Source organism: Candidatus Latescibacter sp. IFSED24 (assembly GCF_058273205.1).
Genome location: NZ_CM177850.1, coordinates 1,734,143 through 1,751,341, shown reverse-complemented (window position 1 = coordinate 1,751,341; position 17,199 = coordinate 1,734,143). Strand labels below are relative to the sequence as shown.

Annotated in this window: 14 protein-coding genes; 12 read left to right on the top strand and 2 right to left on the bottom strand. The window is 71.9% G+C overall.

The genetic code is table 11. The features are described 5' to 3' along the window. Positions 1–217: 217 nt before the first annotated feature. Together IFSED24_RS07265 and IFSED24_RS07260 are read left to right on the top strand one after the other, a co-directional pair. A complete protein-coding gene (locus IFSED24_RS07265) occupies positions 218–1,183 on the top strand; it encodes an ABC transporter ATP-binding protein (protein WP_491334550.1) in 966 nt (321 codons plus the stop codon). After that, positions 1,180–2,430 (top strand): ABC transporter permease, encoded by a 1,251-nt coding sequence (locus IFSED24_RS07260; RefSeq protein ID WP_491334549.1) that lies wholly within the window; start codon positions 1,180–1,182, stop codon positions 2,428–2,430. The genes IFSED24_RS07265 and IFSED24_RS07260 overlap by 4 nt, the downstream gene beginning before the upstream one ends. Positions 2,431–2,503: 73 nt before the next feature. Here IFSED24_RS07260 and IFSED24_RS07255 read toward each other — a convergent pair whose 3' ends face one another. Next, the gene (locus IFSED24_RS07255) at positions 2,504–4,759 is read right to left on the bottom strand and encodes a peptidylprolyl isomerase (RefSeq protein ID WP_491334548.1); all 2,256 of its coding nucleotides are present in this window, start codon (positions 4,757–4,759) and stop codon (positions 2,504–2,506) included. A gap of 151 nt (positions 4,760–4,910) precedes the next feature. Here IFSED24_RS07255 and IFSED24_RS07250 point away from each other — a divergent pair, with 151 nt between their 5' ends. From IFSED24_RS07250 to IFSED24_RS07205, 10 genes are all read left to right on the top strand, one after another. Then, positions 4,911–5,939, top strand: coding sequence for an aspartate-semialdehyde dehydrogenase (locus tag IFSED24_RS07250; RefSeq protein ID WP_491334547.1), 1,029 nt, complete (start codon positions 4,911–4,913; stop codon positions 5,937–5,939). Then, the gene (locus tag IFSED24_RS07245) at positions 5,936–6,688 is read left to right on the top strand and encodes a hypothetical protein (RefSeq protein WP_491334546.1); all 753 of its coding nucleotides are present in this window, start codon (positions 5,936–5,938) and stop codon (positions 6,686–6,688) included. Before IFSED24_RS07250 ends, IFSED24_RS07245 begins: the two co-directional genes overlap by 4 nt. Before the next feature lie 18 nt (positions 6,689–6,706). Beyond that, positions 6,707–7,531, top strand: a complete 825-nt coding sequence (gene truA / locus IFSED24_RS07240; protein WP_491334545.1) for a tRNA pseudouridine(38-40) synthase TruA — start codon at positions 6,707–6,709, stop codon at positions 7,529–7,531. Beyond that, positions 7,528–8,178, top strand: a complete 651-nt coding sequence (gene fsa / locus IFSED24_RS07235) for a fructose-6-phosphate aldolase (protein ID WP_491334544.1) — start codon at positions 7,528–7,530, stop codon at positions 8,176–8,178. The genes truA and fsa overlap by 4 nt, the downstream gene beginning before the upstream one ends. Position 8,179: 1 nt before the next feature. Then, a complete protein-coding gene (locus tag IFSED24_RS07230; RefSeq protein WP_491334543.1) occupies positions 8,180–9,421 on the top strand; it encodes a S1C family serine protease in 1,242 nt (413 codons plus the stop codon). Further along, positions 9,418–10,401: an ADP-glyceromanno-heptose 6-epimerase gene (gene rfaD, locus IFSED24_RS07225; RefSeq protein ID WP_491334542.1), complete on the top strand. Its 984-nt coding sequence runs from the start codon at positions 9,418–9,420 to the stop codon at positions 10,399–10,401. Before IFSED24_RS07230 ends, rfaD begins: the two co-directional genes overlap by 4 nt. A 209-nt stretch (positions 10,402–10,610) precedes the next feature. Further along, complete coding sequence (locus IFSED24_RS07220) at positions 10,611–12,734, top strand: alkaline phosphatase family protein (RefSeq protein WP_491334541.1); 2,124 nt, start codon at positions 10,611–10,613, stop codon at positions 12,732–12,734. Further along, a complete protein-coding gene (locus IFSED24_RS07215; RefSeq protein ID WP_491334540.1) occupies positions 12,731–14,689 on the top strand; it encodes an alkaline phosphatase family protein in 1,959 nt (652 codons plus the stop codon). Before IFSED24_RS07220 ends, IFSED24_RS07215 begins: the two co-directional genes overlap by 4 nt. A 2-nt stretch (positions 14,690–14,691) precedes the next feature. Continuing rightward, positions 14,692–14,889, top strand: coding sequence for a ribbon-helix-helix domain-containing protein (locus tag IFSED24_RS07210; protein ID WP_491334539.1), 198 nt, complete (start codon positions 14,692–14,694; stop codon positions 14,887–14,889). Positions 14,890–14,894: 5 nt separating this feature from the next. Further along, a complete protein-coding gene (locus IFSED24_RS07205) occupies positions 14,895–15,710 on the top strand; it encodes a hypothetical protein (protein WP_491334538.1) in 816 nt (271 codons plus the stop codon). A gap of 19 nt (positions 15,711–15,729) precedes the next feature. Here the strand turns inward: IFSED24_RS07205 and IFSED24_RS07200 are convergent, their stop codons facing one another. Next, a complete protein-coding gene (locus IFSED24_RS07200; RefSeq protein ID WP_491334537.1) occupies positions 15,730–17,040 on the bottom strand; it encodes an alkaline phosphatase family protein in 1,311 nt (436 codons plus the stop codon). Between the last annotated feature and the right edge of the window lie 159 nt (positions 17,041–17,199).

Sequence of the window (17,199 nt, the reverse complement as noted above, 5' to 3'; positions counted from 1 at the left end):
CGCAGGTTGAATCGACGCCCGGATCGCGACACGCGGTCCGGGCGTCCGCTTTCGCGCAACTTCCCCGCCGCCGCCACGTAACCGGTTCCGTCGCCGAACAGTCCACCTCCCCGACGGGTAGGGCTGGCCGGAGACCGGACTGTCGCGTATGCTTCGGCGCGATCCTGCCGCTTCCTGTTCACGGACCCCCGACTCCGTCGGAAGGAAGGAAGGGACCATGTCCCCCGTCAACTTCGAATTGCCTCCGGTGGGCTCGCCGCTGCTGGAGGTGGCCGGCCTCTGCAAGCGCTACGGCGCCAAACAGGCGGTCGACCAGGTGAGCCTCAGCATCCCGCGGGGCAGCATCTACGGCTTCCTGGGCCCCAACGGCGCGGGCAAGACCACCACGATCCGCTGCCTCATGGACATCATCCTGCCCGACAGCGGCACCATGACCCTGGCCGGCCATCCCCTCGAGCGCAGCCTGCGCGACCGCATCGGGTACCTGCCCGAGGAACGCGGCCTGTACCGCAAGATGACCTGCCAGGAGCAGCTCGCGTACCTGGCGCAGCTCAAGGGCGTGCCGCGCAAGGTGGCGCTCGCGCGCGCGGCCGAATGGCTCGACCGGCTCGAGCTGGGCGACTACGCCGCCCGCAAGGTGGACAACCTCTCCAAGGGCATGCAGCAGAAGCTGCAGTTCGCCGCCACCTTCATCTTCGAGCCCGACCTGGTGATCCTCGACGAGGTGTTCAGCGGCCTCGACCCCCTGAACATCGAGCTGATGCGCGACTTGATCCTCGAGCAGAAACACCGGGGTACCACCATCCTCTTCTCCACCCACATGCTGGCCGAGGCCGAGCGCATCTGCGACGCGGTCTGCCTCATCGAGGGCGGGGTCAAGATCCTCGACGGCTCGCTGGCCGAGGTCCGCGCGGCGTTCCCGTTCCACATGGTCCGCGTGGCCTACCGCGACGGCCAGGAACCGCCGCACGAGCTGCCTGGCGTCCGCGACCGCCGTCTCGACGAGGGCACCTGGCGGCTCGAGCTCGAGCCCGACCGCGATCCGCAATCGCTACTGGCCGCGCTCGGCGAGGTGGGTCCGCTGTCGCTCTTCGCGGCCAACCGCCCCACCCTCAACGAGATCTTCCTGACCGCCGTGCGCCGCCAGCGCGACGACCTGGCCGTGGAGAGGAGCGCGTCATGAACAAGGTCCTGACCGTGATCCGCAAGGAATACCTCGAGCGGGTGCGCTCCAAGGCGTTCCTCATCGGCACCCTCCTGGGCCCGATCCTCATGGGCGCCATGATCCTCGGCCCCTCGCTGCTGGCCGACGCCGCCGGCGACCAGGCGCGCTCGGTGGCGGTGATCGACCTCGAGGGGTCGGTGCTGCCCGAGCTGAGCAAGGTCCTCGCCGAGCGCGGCGACGACCACGTGACGCTGGTGCCCGTGACGTGCACCGGCGATGTGGAGGCCTGCCGCGAGGACCTGAAGGCCCGGATCCTCGCCGCCGAGGTGGATGCGGGCGTGGTGATCGCCGCCGACTTCTACGACAACCCGGCGCTCACCTTCTACAACACCGCCGTCGGCGCGGTGGTGCTGCGCGACGACGCCCTGCGTCCGGCGCTCAACCGGGTGCTCCGCGAGGAGCGGTTCCGCCGCGAAGGGGTCGACCCCGCCAAGCAGGGCTACCTGCTCGCGCGCGCCGACTGGAACTCGCTGCAGCTGAGCAAGGAGGCCGAGTCCGAGCAGAGCGGCGAGGTGGGCATCATCGGCGGCATCATGATGGTGATGATCATCTACTTCATGACCCTGGTCTACGGGCAGCAGAACCTGACCGTGGTCATCGAGGAGAAGAGCAGCCGCATGGTGGAGGTGCTGCTGTCGAGCCTGCGCCCCGAGGAACTGATGCTCGGCAAGGTCATGGGCATCGGTCTGGCGGCGCTGACCCAGGTGGCGGTGTGGGCCCTGGCGGGCATCCTCACCTCGACCCAGGGCGTGGCCATCGCCGGCGCGCAGATCAACCTCTCGCTCTTCGGCCCCTGGTTCTGGTTCAACTTCCTGTGGTTCTTCCTGCTCGGCTACTTCCTTTACGCCAGCCTCTACGCCGGGATCGGCGCCATGTGCAATTCGATCCAGGACGCGCAGCAGTTCAGCGGCGTGCTGACCATGGGCGTGGTGCTGCCCATCATGCTCATGATGTTCGTGATCAAGGCGCCCGACGGGACGCCGGCCACCGTGCTGTCGCTGATCCCGTTCTTCTCGCCGATCCTCATGTTCATGCGCATCAGCGTGAGCAACCCGCCGCTGTGGCAGGTGCTGGCGAGCTACGCGCTCCTGGTGGCCACGATCTGGTGGGCCAACAAGGCCGCGGGCAGGCTGTTCCGCGCGGGGATCCTGCTCTACGGGGCGGCGCCCACGTGGGGGTCGTTGGGGAGGGCGTTGCGGGGGTAGGTCCCGACATCAACGATACAGGGAGGCCCCGTCCGTCAGTCGACAGGCGGGGCCTCATCGTACCCGAGGGCTATCACTCGCCCACCACCTCCAGCCGGTAACGGTCCCCCCGCTCGATCCGGTCGACCACGTCCATCCCCGAGACCACCTCGCCGAACACGGTGTAGCGCCCGTCGAGGTGCGGCTGCGGCGAGTGGCAGACGAACCACTGGCTGCCGCCGGTGTCCTTGCCCGAGTGGGCGATGCCCACCGTGCCGCGGCCGAACTGACGGCGCGACCACTCGCTGCGGATGGTCCAGCCCGGCCCGCCCCAGCCGTCCCCGCGCGGGCAGCCGCCCTGGATCACGAAGTCGGGGACGACGCGGTGGAAGACGTTGTCGTCGTAGAACCCGTCGGCGATCAGGTCGAGGACGTTGGCGCAGGTGTTGGGCGCGGCCTCGGCGTCGAGGCGGATGGTGAAGGTGCCGCGGTCGGTGACGCAGCGGATCTCGGGGCCGGCGAAGGGCAGGCGGACCGCCGGCTGGCGCGGGTCGCGGACCGCGGGCGGCAGGGTCTCGCGCAGGCTGGCGGCCGAGGGGATGAGCGTCTCGGGGAGCAGGCCGGTCTCGTCGGCGCAGCGGCGCGCGGCGAGGCGGATGCGCAGGTCGGGGTGGTCGAAGGCGCCGCGTAGCAGCGCGGCCGTGGCCTCGCGGTGGGCGGGGCAGAGCTCGCGGCAGGCCAGGGGGTCGGCGGTCGCGGCCGCGTCCGCGCAGGTTTCCACCGTCGCCGAATCGAGGCAGGTCGGCGCGAAGGGAGCGTGTCCCGCTTCGTCGTCGGCCCAGATCTCCTGCAGCGCCGGGAGGATGGCCAGGCGCACGTCGGCGGCGCCCTCGGCGAGGTCGGCGCCGGCCCGGACGTAGGCCTCGAGCAGGGCGTTGCAGGCCAGCCCGCCGGGGAAGCGGCCGAGCAGGGTGGCGGCCGAGGTGCGCACCGTGAAGTCGCTGTCGTCCAGGCCGAGCGTCGCCGTGCGGTAGGCCTCGCAGGCGAAGGCCGGCCGGGCGGCGAGGGTGGAATCGGTCCAGGCTGCCGACAGCGCGCTCTGGAGCGCCTCGAACACGCGCGGGCCGCGGGCGCGGGCCAGGTCGCGATATTCGATCAGCGACGCGGTGTCGGTTGGTAGCGCCACCAGCGCCTGCAGGGCCGCTGCCGCCACGCTCGGGTCGTCATCGTCGAGCATGACCTCGAGTTCCTGGCGGGCGCCCTCGCGGCGCAGCGACCCCAGCGCTCCGGACGCGGCGGCGCGGACCGCCGGCGCGGGGTCGGCCAGACGCTGGCGGGCCACGCGGACCATGCGGATCCGCCAGACCGGCAGGAGGCTCTCCTGGCTGGCCGCTTCCGCGGGAAGGTCGAGGTCCGCGGTGGCGGCGGCCATGGCCACCAGCGCGGTCTCGGCCACCGGCGGATCGGTGCTCTCGGCGCCGCGCATCATCAGGGCGGCGGTGCGGCCCGACAGCGACGTGTGCTCGCCCTCGCGGTCGGCGGCGAGCACGGGGGAGGCCAGACGGCCCAGCGCGCGCAGCTCGGCCACCTGCACCCGGCGCCGGTCGAGGTCGGACAGGCGGCCGCGCCGGTCGCCGCTGCGCAGGACGGCCTCGAGGGCCGCGGTCCCCGCTTGTCGAGCGAGGGCGCGCAGGGCGTGGACGCGGACCTGGACGTCGCGGTCGGCGGCGAAGGGGGCGATCTGATCGACGAGCGTGGGGTCGGTCACCCGTTCGGCGCAGCGCAGGACCCGCCAGCGCACTGCGTTCTCGGGATGGGAGAGGCCGGTGCGGATGGCGGCCACCAGGCTGTCGTGGTCGGCGCGGGCGGCCACGTTGCGCAGCGCGGTCCAGGCCGCCATGGCCTCGCGGTCCTCGCCGCGCAGCGCCGGCTCGTAGAGCATGGCGCCGTCGTGCTCCTGGTGCGCCAGGCCCTGGCAGGCGGCCACGCGGACCGCGAGGTGCGGGTCGGCGAGCGCCTGGGTCAGCGGCGCCACGGCCACGTCGCCGCCGAGCAGGCCCATGCTGAACGCGGCCTGGCAGCGGATGGCCTGGCTGCGGTCGCTCAGCGCGTCGATCATGGCGGGGACCACGTCGGTGCGGCCGATGAGCCCCGCGGTGCGCAGGGCGGCGCGGCGGATGGCGGCATCCGGGCCCGCGGTCATGGTGGCCAGCGAGTCGGTCGCGGCCAGGCGGCGATCCTCCCAGCGGGCGAGGGCCTCGCGCTGGTCCAGGCGGTCCTCGGGCGCGCAGGCGCCGAGCAGCCCCATGGCGATCACGACGGCGAGCAGGGCAATGGCGGAGCGGGGCATGGGTTCTCCTCGTCTCGGGTCCGCGCGCAGCTTAGCACCGGGCCAGAGCCCCGTCTAGCTGCCGGCGTGACCGCCTCCAGTGGCGTTTTGACCCCGGTGCCCGGCGCTGCTACCATACCGCACACCCGTTCGTCGCCCGAAAGGACGCCCCATGCAGACCGCCATCCTCGGCGCCAGCGGCCTGGTCGGCCGCACCATGCTCGCCCGGCTCGAGCAGGAGCCCTGGCTCGACGCGCCGCCGCTCCTCTTGACGAGCCCCCGCTCGGCCGGCACCCGCCTGCCCTTCCGCGGCGCGGAGCTCGTGTGCCGCGAGGTCGGTCCGACCTCGTTCGCCGGTGTGCGCATCGCGTTGTTCTCGGCTGGCGGCGAGACGAGCCGGCGCTGGGCGCCCGTGGCCGCCGAGAGCGGCGCCTGGGTGGTGGACAACAGCTCGGCCTGGCGACAGGACCCGGCCGTGTCCCTGGTGGTGCCCGAGGTCAACGGCGACCTGGTCCCGGCGCTCGTGCCCGGCGCCCAGGGCGGCGGCATCATCGCCAATCCCAACTGCTCGACCATCCAGATCGCGCTGCCCTGCGCCGCGCTCGACCGCGCCGTGGGCCTGTGCGAGGTCCACGCCACCACGCTGCAGGCGGTCAGCGGCGCCGGCGCCCAGGGCCTGCGCGAACTGGAATCCCAGGCCACCGACCTCGCCGCCGGGGAACGGCCCGGGGCGGCGCGCGGCGGCGCCAAGTTTCCCCGGCGCATCGCCGCCAACGCCATTCCCGAGATCGGTCTACTGGCCGACGACGGCTTCTTCGCCGAGGAGCGCAAGGTCCACGACGAGCTGCGCAAGATCCTGGCGCGCCCGGCGCTGGCGGTGACCTGCACCGCCACGCGGGTACCGGTCTGGAACGGCCACGCGGCCGCGGTCCGCGCGGTGCTGGCGCGGGATGCCGGCCGCGACGAGATCCTGGCCGCGCTCGCGGATTTCGACGGGATCGCCTGCGCCCGGGGGGCCGGCGAGTACCTCACGCCCGCCGAGGCCAGCGGCGACACGCTGGCGCACGTGGGCCGCGTCCGTCACGAACCGGGTCGAGCCGACGCGGTCCTCTTCTGGGTGGTGGCCGACAACCTGCTCAAGGGCGCGGCCTGGAACGCCGTGCAGATCGCCGCGCGGCTGGCCGGCGCCGGGGCGCCATGATCCCCGCCGCGGTCCATGCCTGGCGCCCGGTGTCCCCGTTGCCCCTGCAGGGCGTGCATCCCGCCGCCCGGCTGGGCCTGGGCCTGCTGGCGGCCGCGTCGGCGCTGCTGTTGCCGGCGCCCGCACTGGTCCCGCTGGCCGTCCTCGTGGGCTGGTTGCTCGTGCGCGCGGGCTGGCGGCGCGCGCGCCTCGTTCCGACCCTGCGCTCCTGGCTCTGGCTGGCGCTGGTGGTGCTCGCCGCGCACACGCTCAGCGCCACCGACACGGCCCCGCTGGGCCACCCCTCCTGGACCGGCCTGGGCCGCGGCGCCCTGGCGCTGGGCCGGCTGGCCCTGATGCTCACGGCCACGGGTCTCTTGATCCGGCTTTTGCCCCTGGCCGACCTCACCGCCGCCCTCGCCTGGTGGCTGCGCCCGCTGCGCCCGCTGGGCGTCGAGACCCGCCACCTGGGGGTGACCCTGGCGGTGGCCCTGAGCACGGCGCCGCGGACCCGGGCCGAGGCGGCGCGCCTCGCGGCCTGCCTGCGCCTGCGGCGAGCCGACGGCCGACCCCGCCGCCGCGGTCTGCACCTGCGCGAGCGCCTCATGGTGGTGCCGCCGTTGATGGAGGGCCTGGCGCGCCAGGCCGAGAGCCTGCCGCTGGCGCTGGCCGGCCGCTTTCCCGCGACGCCGACGCGCCAGGCGCCGCTGCCCTGGCCGCAAGGCCTGCTGCTCGCCGCCTGGACGGCGCTGGTGATCTGGGTGGCCTGAGCCGCGAAGGAGTCGACCGTGACCGGACTCGTCCCACCGCCGCGCGTGCGCATCGACCTGGCCTACGTGGGCAGCGGCTTCCACGGCTGGCAGGTCCAGCCCGCGCTGCGCACGGTGCAGGGCGAGCTGGCGGCCATGCTCGAGCGCCTGCTCGCGCGGCCCTGCCTGCCCACCGGCGCCGGCCGCACCGACACCGGGGTCCACGCCCACGGCCAGGTGGCCCACGCCGAGCTGCGCGACCAGCGCGAGGTGGCCCGGGTGTGCGGCGCGCTGGCCAAGCTCACACCCGACGACATCCAGATCACCCGGGTAAGCCAGGTCTCGCCGGCCTTCAACGCCCGCCTCTCGGCCACCGCGCGCCGCTACGCCTACCGGCTGGCCCTTCTCCGCGACATCTTCGCGCCCCACGCCTTCGTGGTGCCCTGGCGCCTCGATCGCGGCGCCATGGACGCGGCCTGCGGGCCCCTCCTGGGCACCCACGACTTCAGCAGCTTCTGCAAGGCGGGCTCCCTGAAGGACGACAACACCTGCCGCGTGGACCTCTGCGAGCTTGAATGGCACGACCAGGGCGGTATATTCCACATCCGGGCCGACCGCTTCCTGCACCACATGGTGCGCAACCTGGTGGGCCTGCTCCTGGAGGTCGGCCGCGGCGCCGTGGCGGCCGAAGACGTGGACCGCATCCTCGCCGCCCGCGACCGGCGCGAGGCGGGCATGATGGCCCCGGCCCACGGCCTCTTCCTGGAAGAGGTCACCTACCCCGCGGACCTGCTCGACCCCGGCCACCTGCCGGCCGATTTCACCCCGCGGCCCGACCCGGCCGCCGAAGGAGACCCGTCATGAAGTTCTTCATCGACACCGCCGACATCGAGGCCATCCGCGAGGTCAAGGCCATGGGGATGTGCGACGGCGTGACCACCAACCCGTCGCTCATGGCCAAGGCCGGTCGGCGCGACACCGACGCGCTCCTGAAGGAGATCTGCGATCTGGTCCAGGGCCCGGTCTCGGGCGAGGTGGTGGCCACCGACGCCGCGGGCATGATCGCCGAGGGCGAGCGGCTGGCCAAGCTCTCCGAGCACATGGTGGTCAAGATCCCCACCACCTACGAAGGATTGAAGGCCATCGCCGCGTTGAGTGGCCAGGGCATCGCGGTCAACGCCACGCTGGTGTTCTCGCCGAGCCAGGCGCTGCTGATCGCCAAGGCGGGCGCGGCCTACTGCTCCCCGTTCGTGGGCCGCCTCGACGACGTGAGCCAGGACGGCATGGAGCTCATCGAGCAGGTGGTGACCATCTACACCAACTACGACCTCGACACCGAGGTCATCGTGGCCAGCGTGCGGCACCCGAACCACGTGGTCGAGAGCGCGCTGATGGGGGCGGACATCGCCACCATCCCGCCCAAGGTGATCGCGCAGCTGGTCCAACATCCGCTGACCGACAAGGGCCTGGCCGGGTTCCTCGCCGACTGGGACAAGCTGCAGGGGAAGTAGCATGCACGATCGTCGACTGCCCACCTGGAGCGCCGTGGCCATCGGCCTGCTCGCCGGCGCCCTCCTCGGTGCCCTCCTGCTGCTGGTGCGCGAACGCACCTGGCGCGGGGACTGGGAGGCCGAGCGACAGGCCGCCATCGAGCAGCTGCTGGCCGAGGTCGCGGTCGACAGCGCGGTGGTGGCGGGGCTGCAGGCGCCCCCACCGGCCGAGCCCCTGCCCACCATCACCGCCAGCCGCAAGAACGCCATCGTGGCCGCCACCGAGCTGGCGGCGCCCGCGGTGGTCACGGTGACGGTGACCCAGCGCGTGGTGGTGCGCGACCCGCGGCTGTCGTTCTTCGACTTCTTCTACCCCGAGCGCCGCTCCCAGCGCCTGCAGTACCAGGAGAACCAGAACTACGGCTCGGGCGTGATCATCTCGCGCGACGGCTACGTGGTCACCAGCGCCCACGTCATCGGCAACACCCCGATCCAGGTGCTGGTCACCCTCTCGGACGGCGCCAACTACGCCGCTGAGCTGGTCGACGTGGTCGACCGCTTCGACCTGGCGTTCCTGCGCATCCAGGGCCAGGGCTTCCCCGTGGCCGAGCTGGCCGACAGCGACAAGCTGCACATCGGCGAGTGGGCCATCGCCATCGGTTCGCCCTTCGGCCAGCTGCTGGCCGACACCCGGCCCACGGTCACCGTCGGCGTGGTCTCGGCGGTGGGCCGGGACATCGTGCGCCAGAGCGACCGCGACCGCTACTACCTCGGCATGATCCAGACCGACGCGGCCATCAACCCCGGCAACAGCGGCGGCGCGCTGGTCAACGCCGACGGGTCGGTGATTGGCATCAACACCTTCATCTTCAGCGAGAGTGGCGGCTCCATCGGCATCGGGTTCGCGGTGCCCAGCAACCGTGTGCGCTGGGTGCTGGAGGAGATCCGCGAGTTCGGCCGCTACCGCCCGCCCAACCTGGGCGTGGTGCTGCGCCCGCTCAACAGCGAGATCGTCAAGGCCCTGGGCCTCACCGAACCGGTGGGCTTCCTGGTGCGCGACATCATGGAGGACTCGCCGGCCTGGGTGGCGGGCCTGCGCCGCTTCGACGTCATTCAGACCATCAACGGCCAGCTGCTCGACAGCCGCGACACCGTGACCCGCCTGTTCTACGAGGCCATGGTCGGGGATCGCCTGCACTTCACCGCGGTGCGCGACGGCAAGGTCTTTTCGGGACAGATCGTCCTGGAGGAGGTGCCCCGATGATCGTGGTGACCGGCGCGGCCGGCTTCATCGGCTCGGTCCTGGTCTGGTTGCTGAACCAGCGGGGCGAGACCGACATCCTCACCGTCGACGTCTACCCCTCGGACGCCGGCGAGCCCAACCTGGCCCCGCTGCGCTACGACCGCGGGTACCAGGACCACGAGAGCTTCCGCCGCGACCTGCTCGCCGGCAAGTTCGACGGCCAGCTTCGCGGCATCCTGCACATGGGCGCCTGCAGCTCGACCACCGAGACCGACTGGGACTACCTCGAGCGCAACAACGTCCAGTACACCAAGGACCTCTGCCTGGCCGCCCGCCGGCTCGGGGCCCGCTTCATCCACGCCAGCAGCGCCGCCACCTACGGCGACGGCTCGGCCGGCTACCGCGACGACCACGCCGAGCTGGACGACCTGGAGCCGTTGAACTTGTACGGCAAATCGAAACAAGACTTTGATTTATGGGCAAGATCTGAGGGTTTACTGGAAGAGATATGCTGCCTCAAGTACTTCAACGTCTACGGCCCCAACGAGTGGCACAAGGGCGACATGCGGTCCATGGTCTGCAAGGGCTACGAGCAGGTCCGCGACCACGGCGTGGTCCGCCTCTTCAAGAGCGACCGCCCCGAGTATCCCGACGGTGGCCAGCGGCGCGACTTCGTCTACGTGAAGGACGCCGGGGCCATGACGCTCTGGCTCTACGACCACCCCGAGGTCGGCGGCATCTTCAACGTCGGCACCGGCGCGGCCAACGACTGGAACACCCTCATCGGATCCATTTTCGCCGCGCTCGACCGCGAGCCGAACATCGAGTACATCGACATGCCCGCCCACCTGAAGGGCAAGTACCAGTACTTCACCCAGGCCGCGATGGGGAAGCTGCGCGCCGCGGGCTGCACGGTGCCGATCACGCCCATCGGCGAGGCGGTGCGGGATTACGTGGTGAACCATCTGGTGACTGGCACCCACCTCGGCAGCGGCGGCTGAACCCTGTGCCATGGAGAGTGTGTCCGCCTGTTTTCGTGACCTGGGAGGCCGCCGTTTATGACGTTCCGGCATCTTGACGGCAGTGATTGTACGGTCAAATCGACCCTAGTAGCGATGGACACAATCTCGATGGTACAACTTTGGGGTTGCGCATGGGGGGGCTCGCTCCGACCATTAATGGAATCCGTTTTCACCCGAATCGACCGGACATGCTCATCGCACCCGCCTGCAAGCCCCGCTCTCTCGGCCTCGTCCTCGCCGTCGCGATCCTCGCGTCTGCCTCGCCCGCCATGGCCTACATCGGCCCCGGCGCCGGCTTCGCCCTGGGCGGCTCGCTGCTGTTCGCGCTGGCGGGGATCCTGCTCGCCATCCTCGGCATCCTCACCTGGCCGTTCCGCCTGCTGATCCGCCTGGTCCGCCACCGGCGGGTGCGGGCCCGGGCGCGGGCACGCCGGGTGGTGGTCCTGGGGCTCGACGGCCTCGATCCCGAGCTGACTCGCGAATTCGTGGCCGCCGGCGACATGCCCAATTTCGCGCGCCTGGCCGAGACGGGCTGCTTCCACGACCTGGGCACCACCCTGCCCGCGGTCTCGCCCGTGGCCTGGTCCACCTTCGCCACCGGGGTCGACCCCGGCGGCCACGGCATCTTCGACTTCCTGCGCCGCGACCTGCGCACCTACCTGCCCGAGCTGTCGAGCACGCGCCTGGTGCCGGGCCGCGAGCGGCGGCTGGGCCCGCTGCGCCTGGGCCGCCGGCCCGACCACATGCAGCTGCGCCGCCACAGCCGCAGCTTCTGGTCGATCCTGGGCGATCACGGCGTGGAGACCACGGTGCTGCGGGTGCCGCTGACCTTTCCGCCCGAGAAGTTCCGCGGCCGTCTGCTGGCCGCCATGTGCCTGCCCGACCTGCGCGGCACCCAGGGCACCTTCACGTTCCTGGCCGCGCCGGGTCTCGAGACCGGGGGACTGACCGGCGGCGAGCGCCGGCCGCTCCGCACCGACGGTGACGGCGTCTGGGTGGGCGCCCTGCCCGGCCCCGACCGCCCCGACGGCGCGGGTCCCATGGAACTGCCGGTCCGCTGCGAAGTGGACGCCGGCGCCCGCCGGGCCCGCCTCACCGTGGGCCGGGAGACCGTCACCCTCGGTGACGGCGCGTACTCGCCCTGGCTGCGCCTCGAATTCCGCCACGGAGGCGCCCGGGCGCGGGGCATCGCCCGCTTGCGCGTGACCAGCTGGGAGCCCTTCGGCCTCTACGTCACGCCCGTGAACATCGATCCGCAGTCGCCGTCCATGCCCATCAGCCAGCCGCCGCACTACGCCATGATGCTGGCGCGCCTGCACGGTCCCTTCGCTACCCTGGGCCTGGCCGAGGACACCTGGGCGCTCAACGAGAAGGTCCTCGACGAGGACGCGTTCCTCGAGCAGGTCTGGGCGATCCACGCCGAGCGCGAGTGGCAGTTCGCGCACGCGCTGGAGCGCCAGCGCGAGGGCGTGGTGGTCTGCGTCTTCGACGCCACCGACCGCCTCCAGCACACCTTCCTGCGCTTCCGCGAGGACGACCATCCCGCCAATCGCGGGGTCGACGTGGACCGCTACCGCGAGGTGATCCGCGACCTCTACCGCCGCGCCGACCAGCTCGTGGGCCGCACCCTCGCGCGCCTGGGCGAGGACGAGGTTCTGCTCGTGATGAGCGACCACGGCTTCAAGCCGTTCCGCCGCGCGGTGAATCTGAATGCCTGGTTCCGGAAAGAAGGCTATCTTTATCTGGAAGGCGACCCCGACCAGGGGACGCCCCCGCCGCTGGCGGCGGGCGAGGTGGTCACCACCGAGCGCATCGACTGGTCGCGCACCCGCGCCTACGCCAACGGGCTGGCCGGATTCTACCTGAACCTGGCGGGCCGCGAGCGTCACGGCGTGGTGCCCCCGGCCGAGGCGCCGGCGTTGCGCGCCGAGCTCATGGACCGGCTACGCGGGCTGCCCGACCCGACCGGCGGGATCGCCATCGAGGAACTGTGGGCCAGCGCCGAGGCCTATCGCGGTCCGTACCGCGACGAGGCGCCCGACGTGATCGTGGGCTACAACCCCGGCTGGCGCGCCGACTGGGACATGGCCACCGGCGGGGTCACCGGCGCGGTGTTCCGCGACAACGACAAGCCCTGGTCCGCGGACCACTGCATGGACCCGCGCCAGGTGCCCGGGGTGCTCCTCAGCAACCGGTCCCTGCGCGGCGACGGCCCCTGGCTCGCCGACCTGGCGCCCACCATCCTGGACCTCTGCGGCGTGCCCGTGCCCGCGCACATGCACGGCCGCAGCCTGCTGGACGAGACGACATGAAACGCTTGATCCTCACCATGACGCTGCTGGCCCTATTGGCCGGCCCCACCCTGGCGGCCAAGGTGCTGGTCATCGGCTTCGACGGCATGGACCCGCGCCTGGTGGCCGAGTACCGCGCCCAGGGCCTCTTGCCCGCCTTCGACCGCGTGCTCGACGCCGGCGGCCAGCTCGTGCCGCTGGGCACCTCGATCCCGCCGCAGTCGCCGGTGGCCTGGTCCACCTTCATCACCGGCATGGACCCCGGCGGCCACGGCATCTTCGACTTCATCCACCGCGATCCGCACACCATGGCCCCGTACCTCTCCACCAGCGACGCCAAGGGCCCGTCGGCGTTCTGGGACCTGGGCTCGTGGCGGTTCCCGCGCGGCGGCGGCGCGGTGCAGAACCTGCGCCAGGGCGTGGCGTTCTGGCAGCTCCTCGACACCGCCGCCGTGGACGCCACGGTCTTCAAGGTGCCCGCCAACTTCCCGCCCGTGCCCACGGATGCGCGCACCCTCAGCGGCATGGGCACCCCCGACATCCAGGGCACGTACGGCCAGTACACCTACGTCACCGACGATCCCCTGGCCGAGCGCGACCTCTCCGGCGGCGTCCTGCGCGCGGTCTACCTCGCCGACGGCCGCTGCGAGACCGTGATCGCCGGCCCGGCCAACATCTACCGCGAGGGCGCCCCGGCGGCCACCGTGCCGCTCACCGTGGCGGTCGACCGCGAGAGCCGGGCGGCGCTGGTGGAGGTGGCCGGCCGCCGCATGCTCCTGCGCGAGGGCGAGTGGAGCGAGTGGCTGACCCTGGAGTTCGGCCTGGTGCCGCTGCTCAAGTCGGTGCGCGGCGTGGCGCGGGTCTACCTCATGGAGACCGAGCCCTACCTGCGCCTCTACGTCACGCCGGTGCAGATCGACCCCGCCGCCCCCGAGATGCCCATCTCCACCCCGGACGACTACGCGCGCGAGCTGGCCGAGGCGCTGGGACCGTTCTACACCCAGGGCCTGCCCAGCGACACCAAGGCGCTGGAGGAGGGCGTGTTCACCGACAGCGACTATCTCTCGCAGTCGGACCTGGTCTTCGCCGAGCGCAAGCAGCAGCTCGCCCACGAGCTGACCCGCTTCGCCGCGCGGCCCGACGGCTTCCTCTTCTTCTACTTCAACTACCCCGACCAGGACTGCCACATGTGGTGGCGCGGCATCGATCCGCGCTCGCCGCTCCACGCGGCCTGCGCCGAGGAGCACCACGGCCGCATCCCCGAGATCTACCAGGCGCTCGACGCGGTGCTCGACGGCGTGCTCGACACCGTGGACGACGAGACCCTGGTCATGGTCATGAGCGACCACGGCTTCGCGCCGTACCGGCGCAGCTTCCACGTCAACACCTGGCTGCTGGAGCACGGCTTCCTGGCGCTCCGGGACGGCGTCGCCCCCGGCGAGGTCGCCTACCTCGAGGGCATCGACTGGTCGCGCACGCGCGCCTACGCCATCGGGATCAACGGGCTCTACCTGAACCTGCGCGGCCGCGAGGACCAGGGCATCGTCGAGCCGGGAGCCGAGCAGGCCGCGCTGCTCGCCGAGCTGGTGACCGCGCTCGAGGCCACGGTCGATCCGCAGGTGGGCGCCCAGGCCATCAAGTACGCCTACCGCGCCGACGAGATCTATCACGGCGAGCATGCCCAGGGTGGTCCGGACATCGTTCTCGGCTACCACCGCGGCTGGCGCGGCAGCAACGAGTCGGCGCTGGGCGAGGTGCCCCCGCAGGTGTTAGTGGACAACGAGCAGAAGTGGAGCGGCGACCACTGCCAGGCCGCCGACGAGGTGCCGGGCATCCTCTTGACCACGCGCCCCATCGCCCGGACCGATCCGACGCTGGCCGACCTGGCGCCCACGATCCTGCGCCTGTTCGGCGTCGAGCCACCGCCGGAGATGACCGGGCGCGACCTCTTCACCACCAGCACCGCGAGGAGATGACCATGTTCGGAGGCAGCAAGATCAAGCTCGACAAGGACCTTCTCGCGCGTGCCGAGCGCGTGAGCGAGGCAGCGGGCTACGCGTCGGTGACCGAGTTCGTCCAGCACGTGCTGGAGCGCGAGCTCGACCGCCTCGACCAGGGCGGTGCCGACGAGGAAGAGATCCGCAAGCGCATGCAGGGGCTGGGGTATATCTCGTGATTGCGGTGACGCACCTCACCACCCGCATCGGCGACCTGCTCATGAAGCCGTTCGGCGATCATGCCGGCTGGGCGCTGGCAGTCGCCTCGGTGCTCTTCGCGGTGGTGGCGCTGCTGCTCTTCAAGTGGGCTACCCCGCAGCGCCGCCTCGCCGCGGCGCGCGATCGGCTCATCGGTCGGCTCTACGAGGCCGCGCTGTACCAGACCAGCCTGCCGGTGATCCTGCGCGTGCAGGCCGGCGTGCTGGTGGCCAACCTCCGTTACCTGGTCATGGCGCTGCCCGCCGTGGTGGTGCTGGTGGTGCCGCTGGTGCTGGTGGTGCCGCAGCTCGAGTCGCGGCTCGGTCGGCAGCCGCTGGGGGTGGGCGAGGTGGCGCTGGTCACGGCGGCGCTGGCGCCCGAGGCCTCGGCGGCGTCGGCGGCGCCGGTGCTCACCGCGGGCGAGGGCCTGCGGGTGGAGGCCGGACCGGTGCGCGACACCGCGCGCGGTGAGCTGGTCTGGCGCGTGCGGGCCACCGCGCCGGGTCGTCACGAACTGAGCCTGACCGGCCCCCGGACCACGTTGACGCTGGCGGTGTCCGTTGCCGAACGCGGATTGCCAGCCCTGGTCGCGGCGCGGCATGCGGGCGCGCTCGATCAGATGCTCTTCGATCCAGCGGGAGAGCGGTTGCCGACCACGGCGGAGCTTTCCCGGCTGGCGATCCAGTTGCCGGCGCGCGAGGTGTCGGTGCTGGGCGTGGCCTGGCCCTGGCTGGTGAGCTTCTCGGTGCTCTCGCTGGCGGCTGGGCTCCTGCTCAAGAACCGGCTGCGCGTCGAGCTCTAGAACGTTTCGCGCCGTCTGCTCAATCCACGTATCCCAGCGATCGCAGCTGTTTCTTGACCGCCGCTTCCAGCGCCGGGTCGTCCTTCACGGACGGTGGCGGCTGCGGGGCCAGGGCGGCGTAGCTCGCGATGCGGTCGGCCTCGAGGTGCTCGACGTACGCCAGGCCCGCCGCGGTCAGGCCGTCGCGCAGCACGCGGCCCGGCATCTCCTTGCTGGCCGGCAGGCCCAGCAGTGCCAGCGCCGTGGGGCCGACGTTGAGCACGAAGCTGCGGTCGAAGCGCGAGCCTGGTTCGTAGAGCACGCTGCGGATCACCAGCACGCCGTCGGGGCGGTGCTCGGCCACGCCCTTGCGGAAGTTGCCCGCACGGTCGCGGCGCGCGCCGTGGAAGCCGTGATCCGAGACCACCATCACGTTGGCCGCGTCGGGGAACAGCGGAAGCAGCTCGCCCAGCCAGCGGTCCACGACCCTGGCGTAGCCCGGGATGATCTGTCCGTACAGCGCCTGGTCCTCGGCGCTCACCTCCTGGCCCTCGGCCGGGCGATAGAAGCGCCAGTAGTTGTGGCAGGCGATGTCGAAACCGCGGAAGTAGACCGCGAAGAGGTCGTACTGGCCATGGGCGGCCAGGTGCCTGGCGGTGGCCAGGTAGGTGAGATCGCCGGCCAGCGCCAGGCGCAGGTCGCGCAGCGCCGGGTGATCGGTGTCGGCGAGGAGCGATTCGTCGGCTGCGGGCAGGAGCACGCGCAGCAGGTCGGCCGGCAGGTTGCGCCAGTCCACGGTGAGCGCCGTCAACTGGGCCGCCAGCTCGGCGGGACGGACCAGGCCGGTGTAGTCGCGGTTGCCGGCTTCGGTGTAGGTCACGTGGTCGCTGACCAGGACGCCGGCGATGGCGCGTGCGGGGTAGGTGACCCACCAGCCGATGACGCAGCTCTCGAGTCCGGCCGCGCCGGCGATGTCCCACAGCGCGGGAGCCTGCCAGTCGGCGGCGGAGGCCAGCGCCGTTCCCTGCCCGTCGCGCTGCTTGAGGAAGCCGCCGACGCCGTGGTCGGCGGGCTCGAGGCCGGTGGCCATGGAGGCCCAGATCAGCGGCGACTTCTCCAGCGGCACGAAGCTCAGGTTGACGCCGCTGGTCCCGCGGTCGCGGAGCGCGGCCAGGGTCGGCAGCTCGCCGGCCGCGAGGAGCGGATCGAGCACCTGCCAGTCCCAGGCGTCGACGCCGAGGATCACGGTGGTGCGCGCGGCGGGCGAGGCGGGCGTGCGGGCCTGGTCGCCGCAGGCGGTCACGAGGCCTAGGATCGCGAGGCAGTAGAGCATGGCTGAAAGGCGCAGCATGGGATTCCCATCGCTGGTGGAGCTTGTCGTCAGGATGATGATAGGGCGCGGCCGCGGTGGCAACAACCCGCAGCGGATGGCTGGGAGACTTGCGCCGACGCCGGACATCGCCCATCATGCCGCCAGATGGAATTGGGCCACACTCCAGCCGCGGAGGCT

Coding starts and splice junctions, on each gene's coding strand:
- IFSED24_RS07260 (WP_491334549.1), top strand. CDS start 1,180: ATGAACAAGGTCCTGACCGTGATCCGCAAGGAATACCTCGAGCGGGTG.
- IFSED24_RS07220 (WP_491334541.1), top strand. CDS start 10,611: ATGCTCATCGCACCCGCCTGCAAGCCCCGCTCTCTCGGCCTCGTCCTC.
- IFSED24_RS07245 (WP_491334546.1), top strand. CDS start 5,936: ATGATCCCCGCCGCGGTCCATGCCTGGCGCCCGGTGTCCCCGTTGCCC.
- IFSED24_RS07250 (WP_491334547.1), top strand. CDS start 4,911: ATGCAGACCGCCATCCTCGGCGCCAGCGGCCTGGTCGGCCGCACCATG.
- IFSED24_RS07255 (WP_491334548.1), bottom strand. CDS start 4,759: ATGCCCCGCTCCGCCATTGCCCTGCTCGCCGTCGTGATCGCCATGGGG.
- rfaD (WP_491334542.1), top strand. CDS start 9,418: ATGATCGTGGTGACCGGCGCGGCCGGCTTCATCGGCTCGGTCCTGGTC.
- IFSED24_RS07210 (WP_491334539.1), top strand. CDS start 14,692: ATGTTCGGAGGCAGCAAGATCAAGCTCGACAAGGACCTTCTCGCGCGT.
- IFSED24_RS07200 (WP_491334537.1), bottom strand. CDS start 17,040: ATGCTGCGCCTTTCAGCCATGCTCTACTGCCTCGCGATCCTAGGCCTC.
- IFSED24_RS07265 (WP_491334550.1), top strand. CDS start 218: ATGTCCCCCGTCAACTTCGAATTGCCTCCGGTGGGCTCGCCGCTGCTG.
- fsa (WP_491334544.1), top strand. CDS start 7,528: ATGAAGTTCTTCATCGACACCGCCGACATCGAGGCCATCCGCGAGGTC.
- IFSED24_RS07230 (WP_491334543.1), top strand. CDS start 8,180: ATGCACGATCGTCGACTGCCCACCTGGAGCGCCGTGGCCATCGGCCTG.
- IFSED24_RS07215 (WP_491334540.1), top strand. CDS start 12,731: ATGAAACGCTTGATCCTCACCATGACGCTGCTGGCCCTATTGGCCGGC.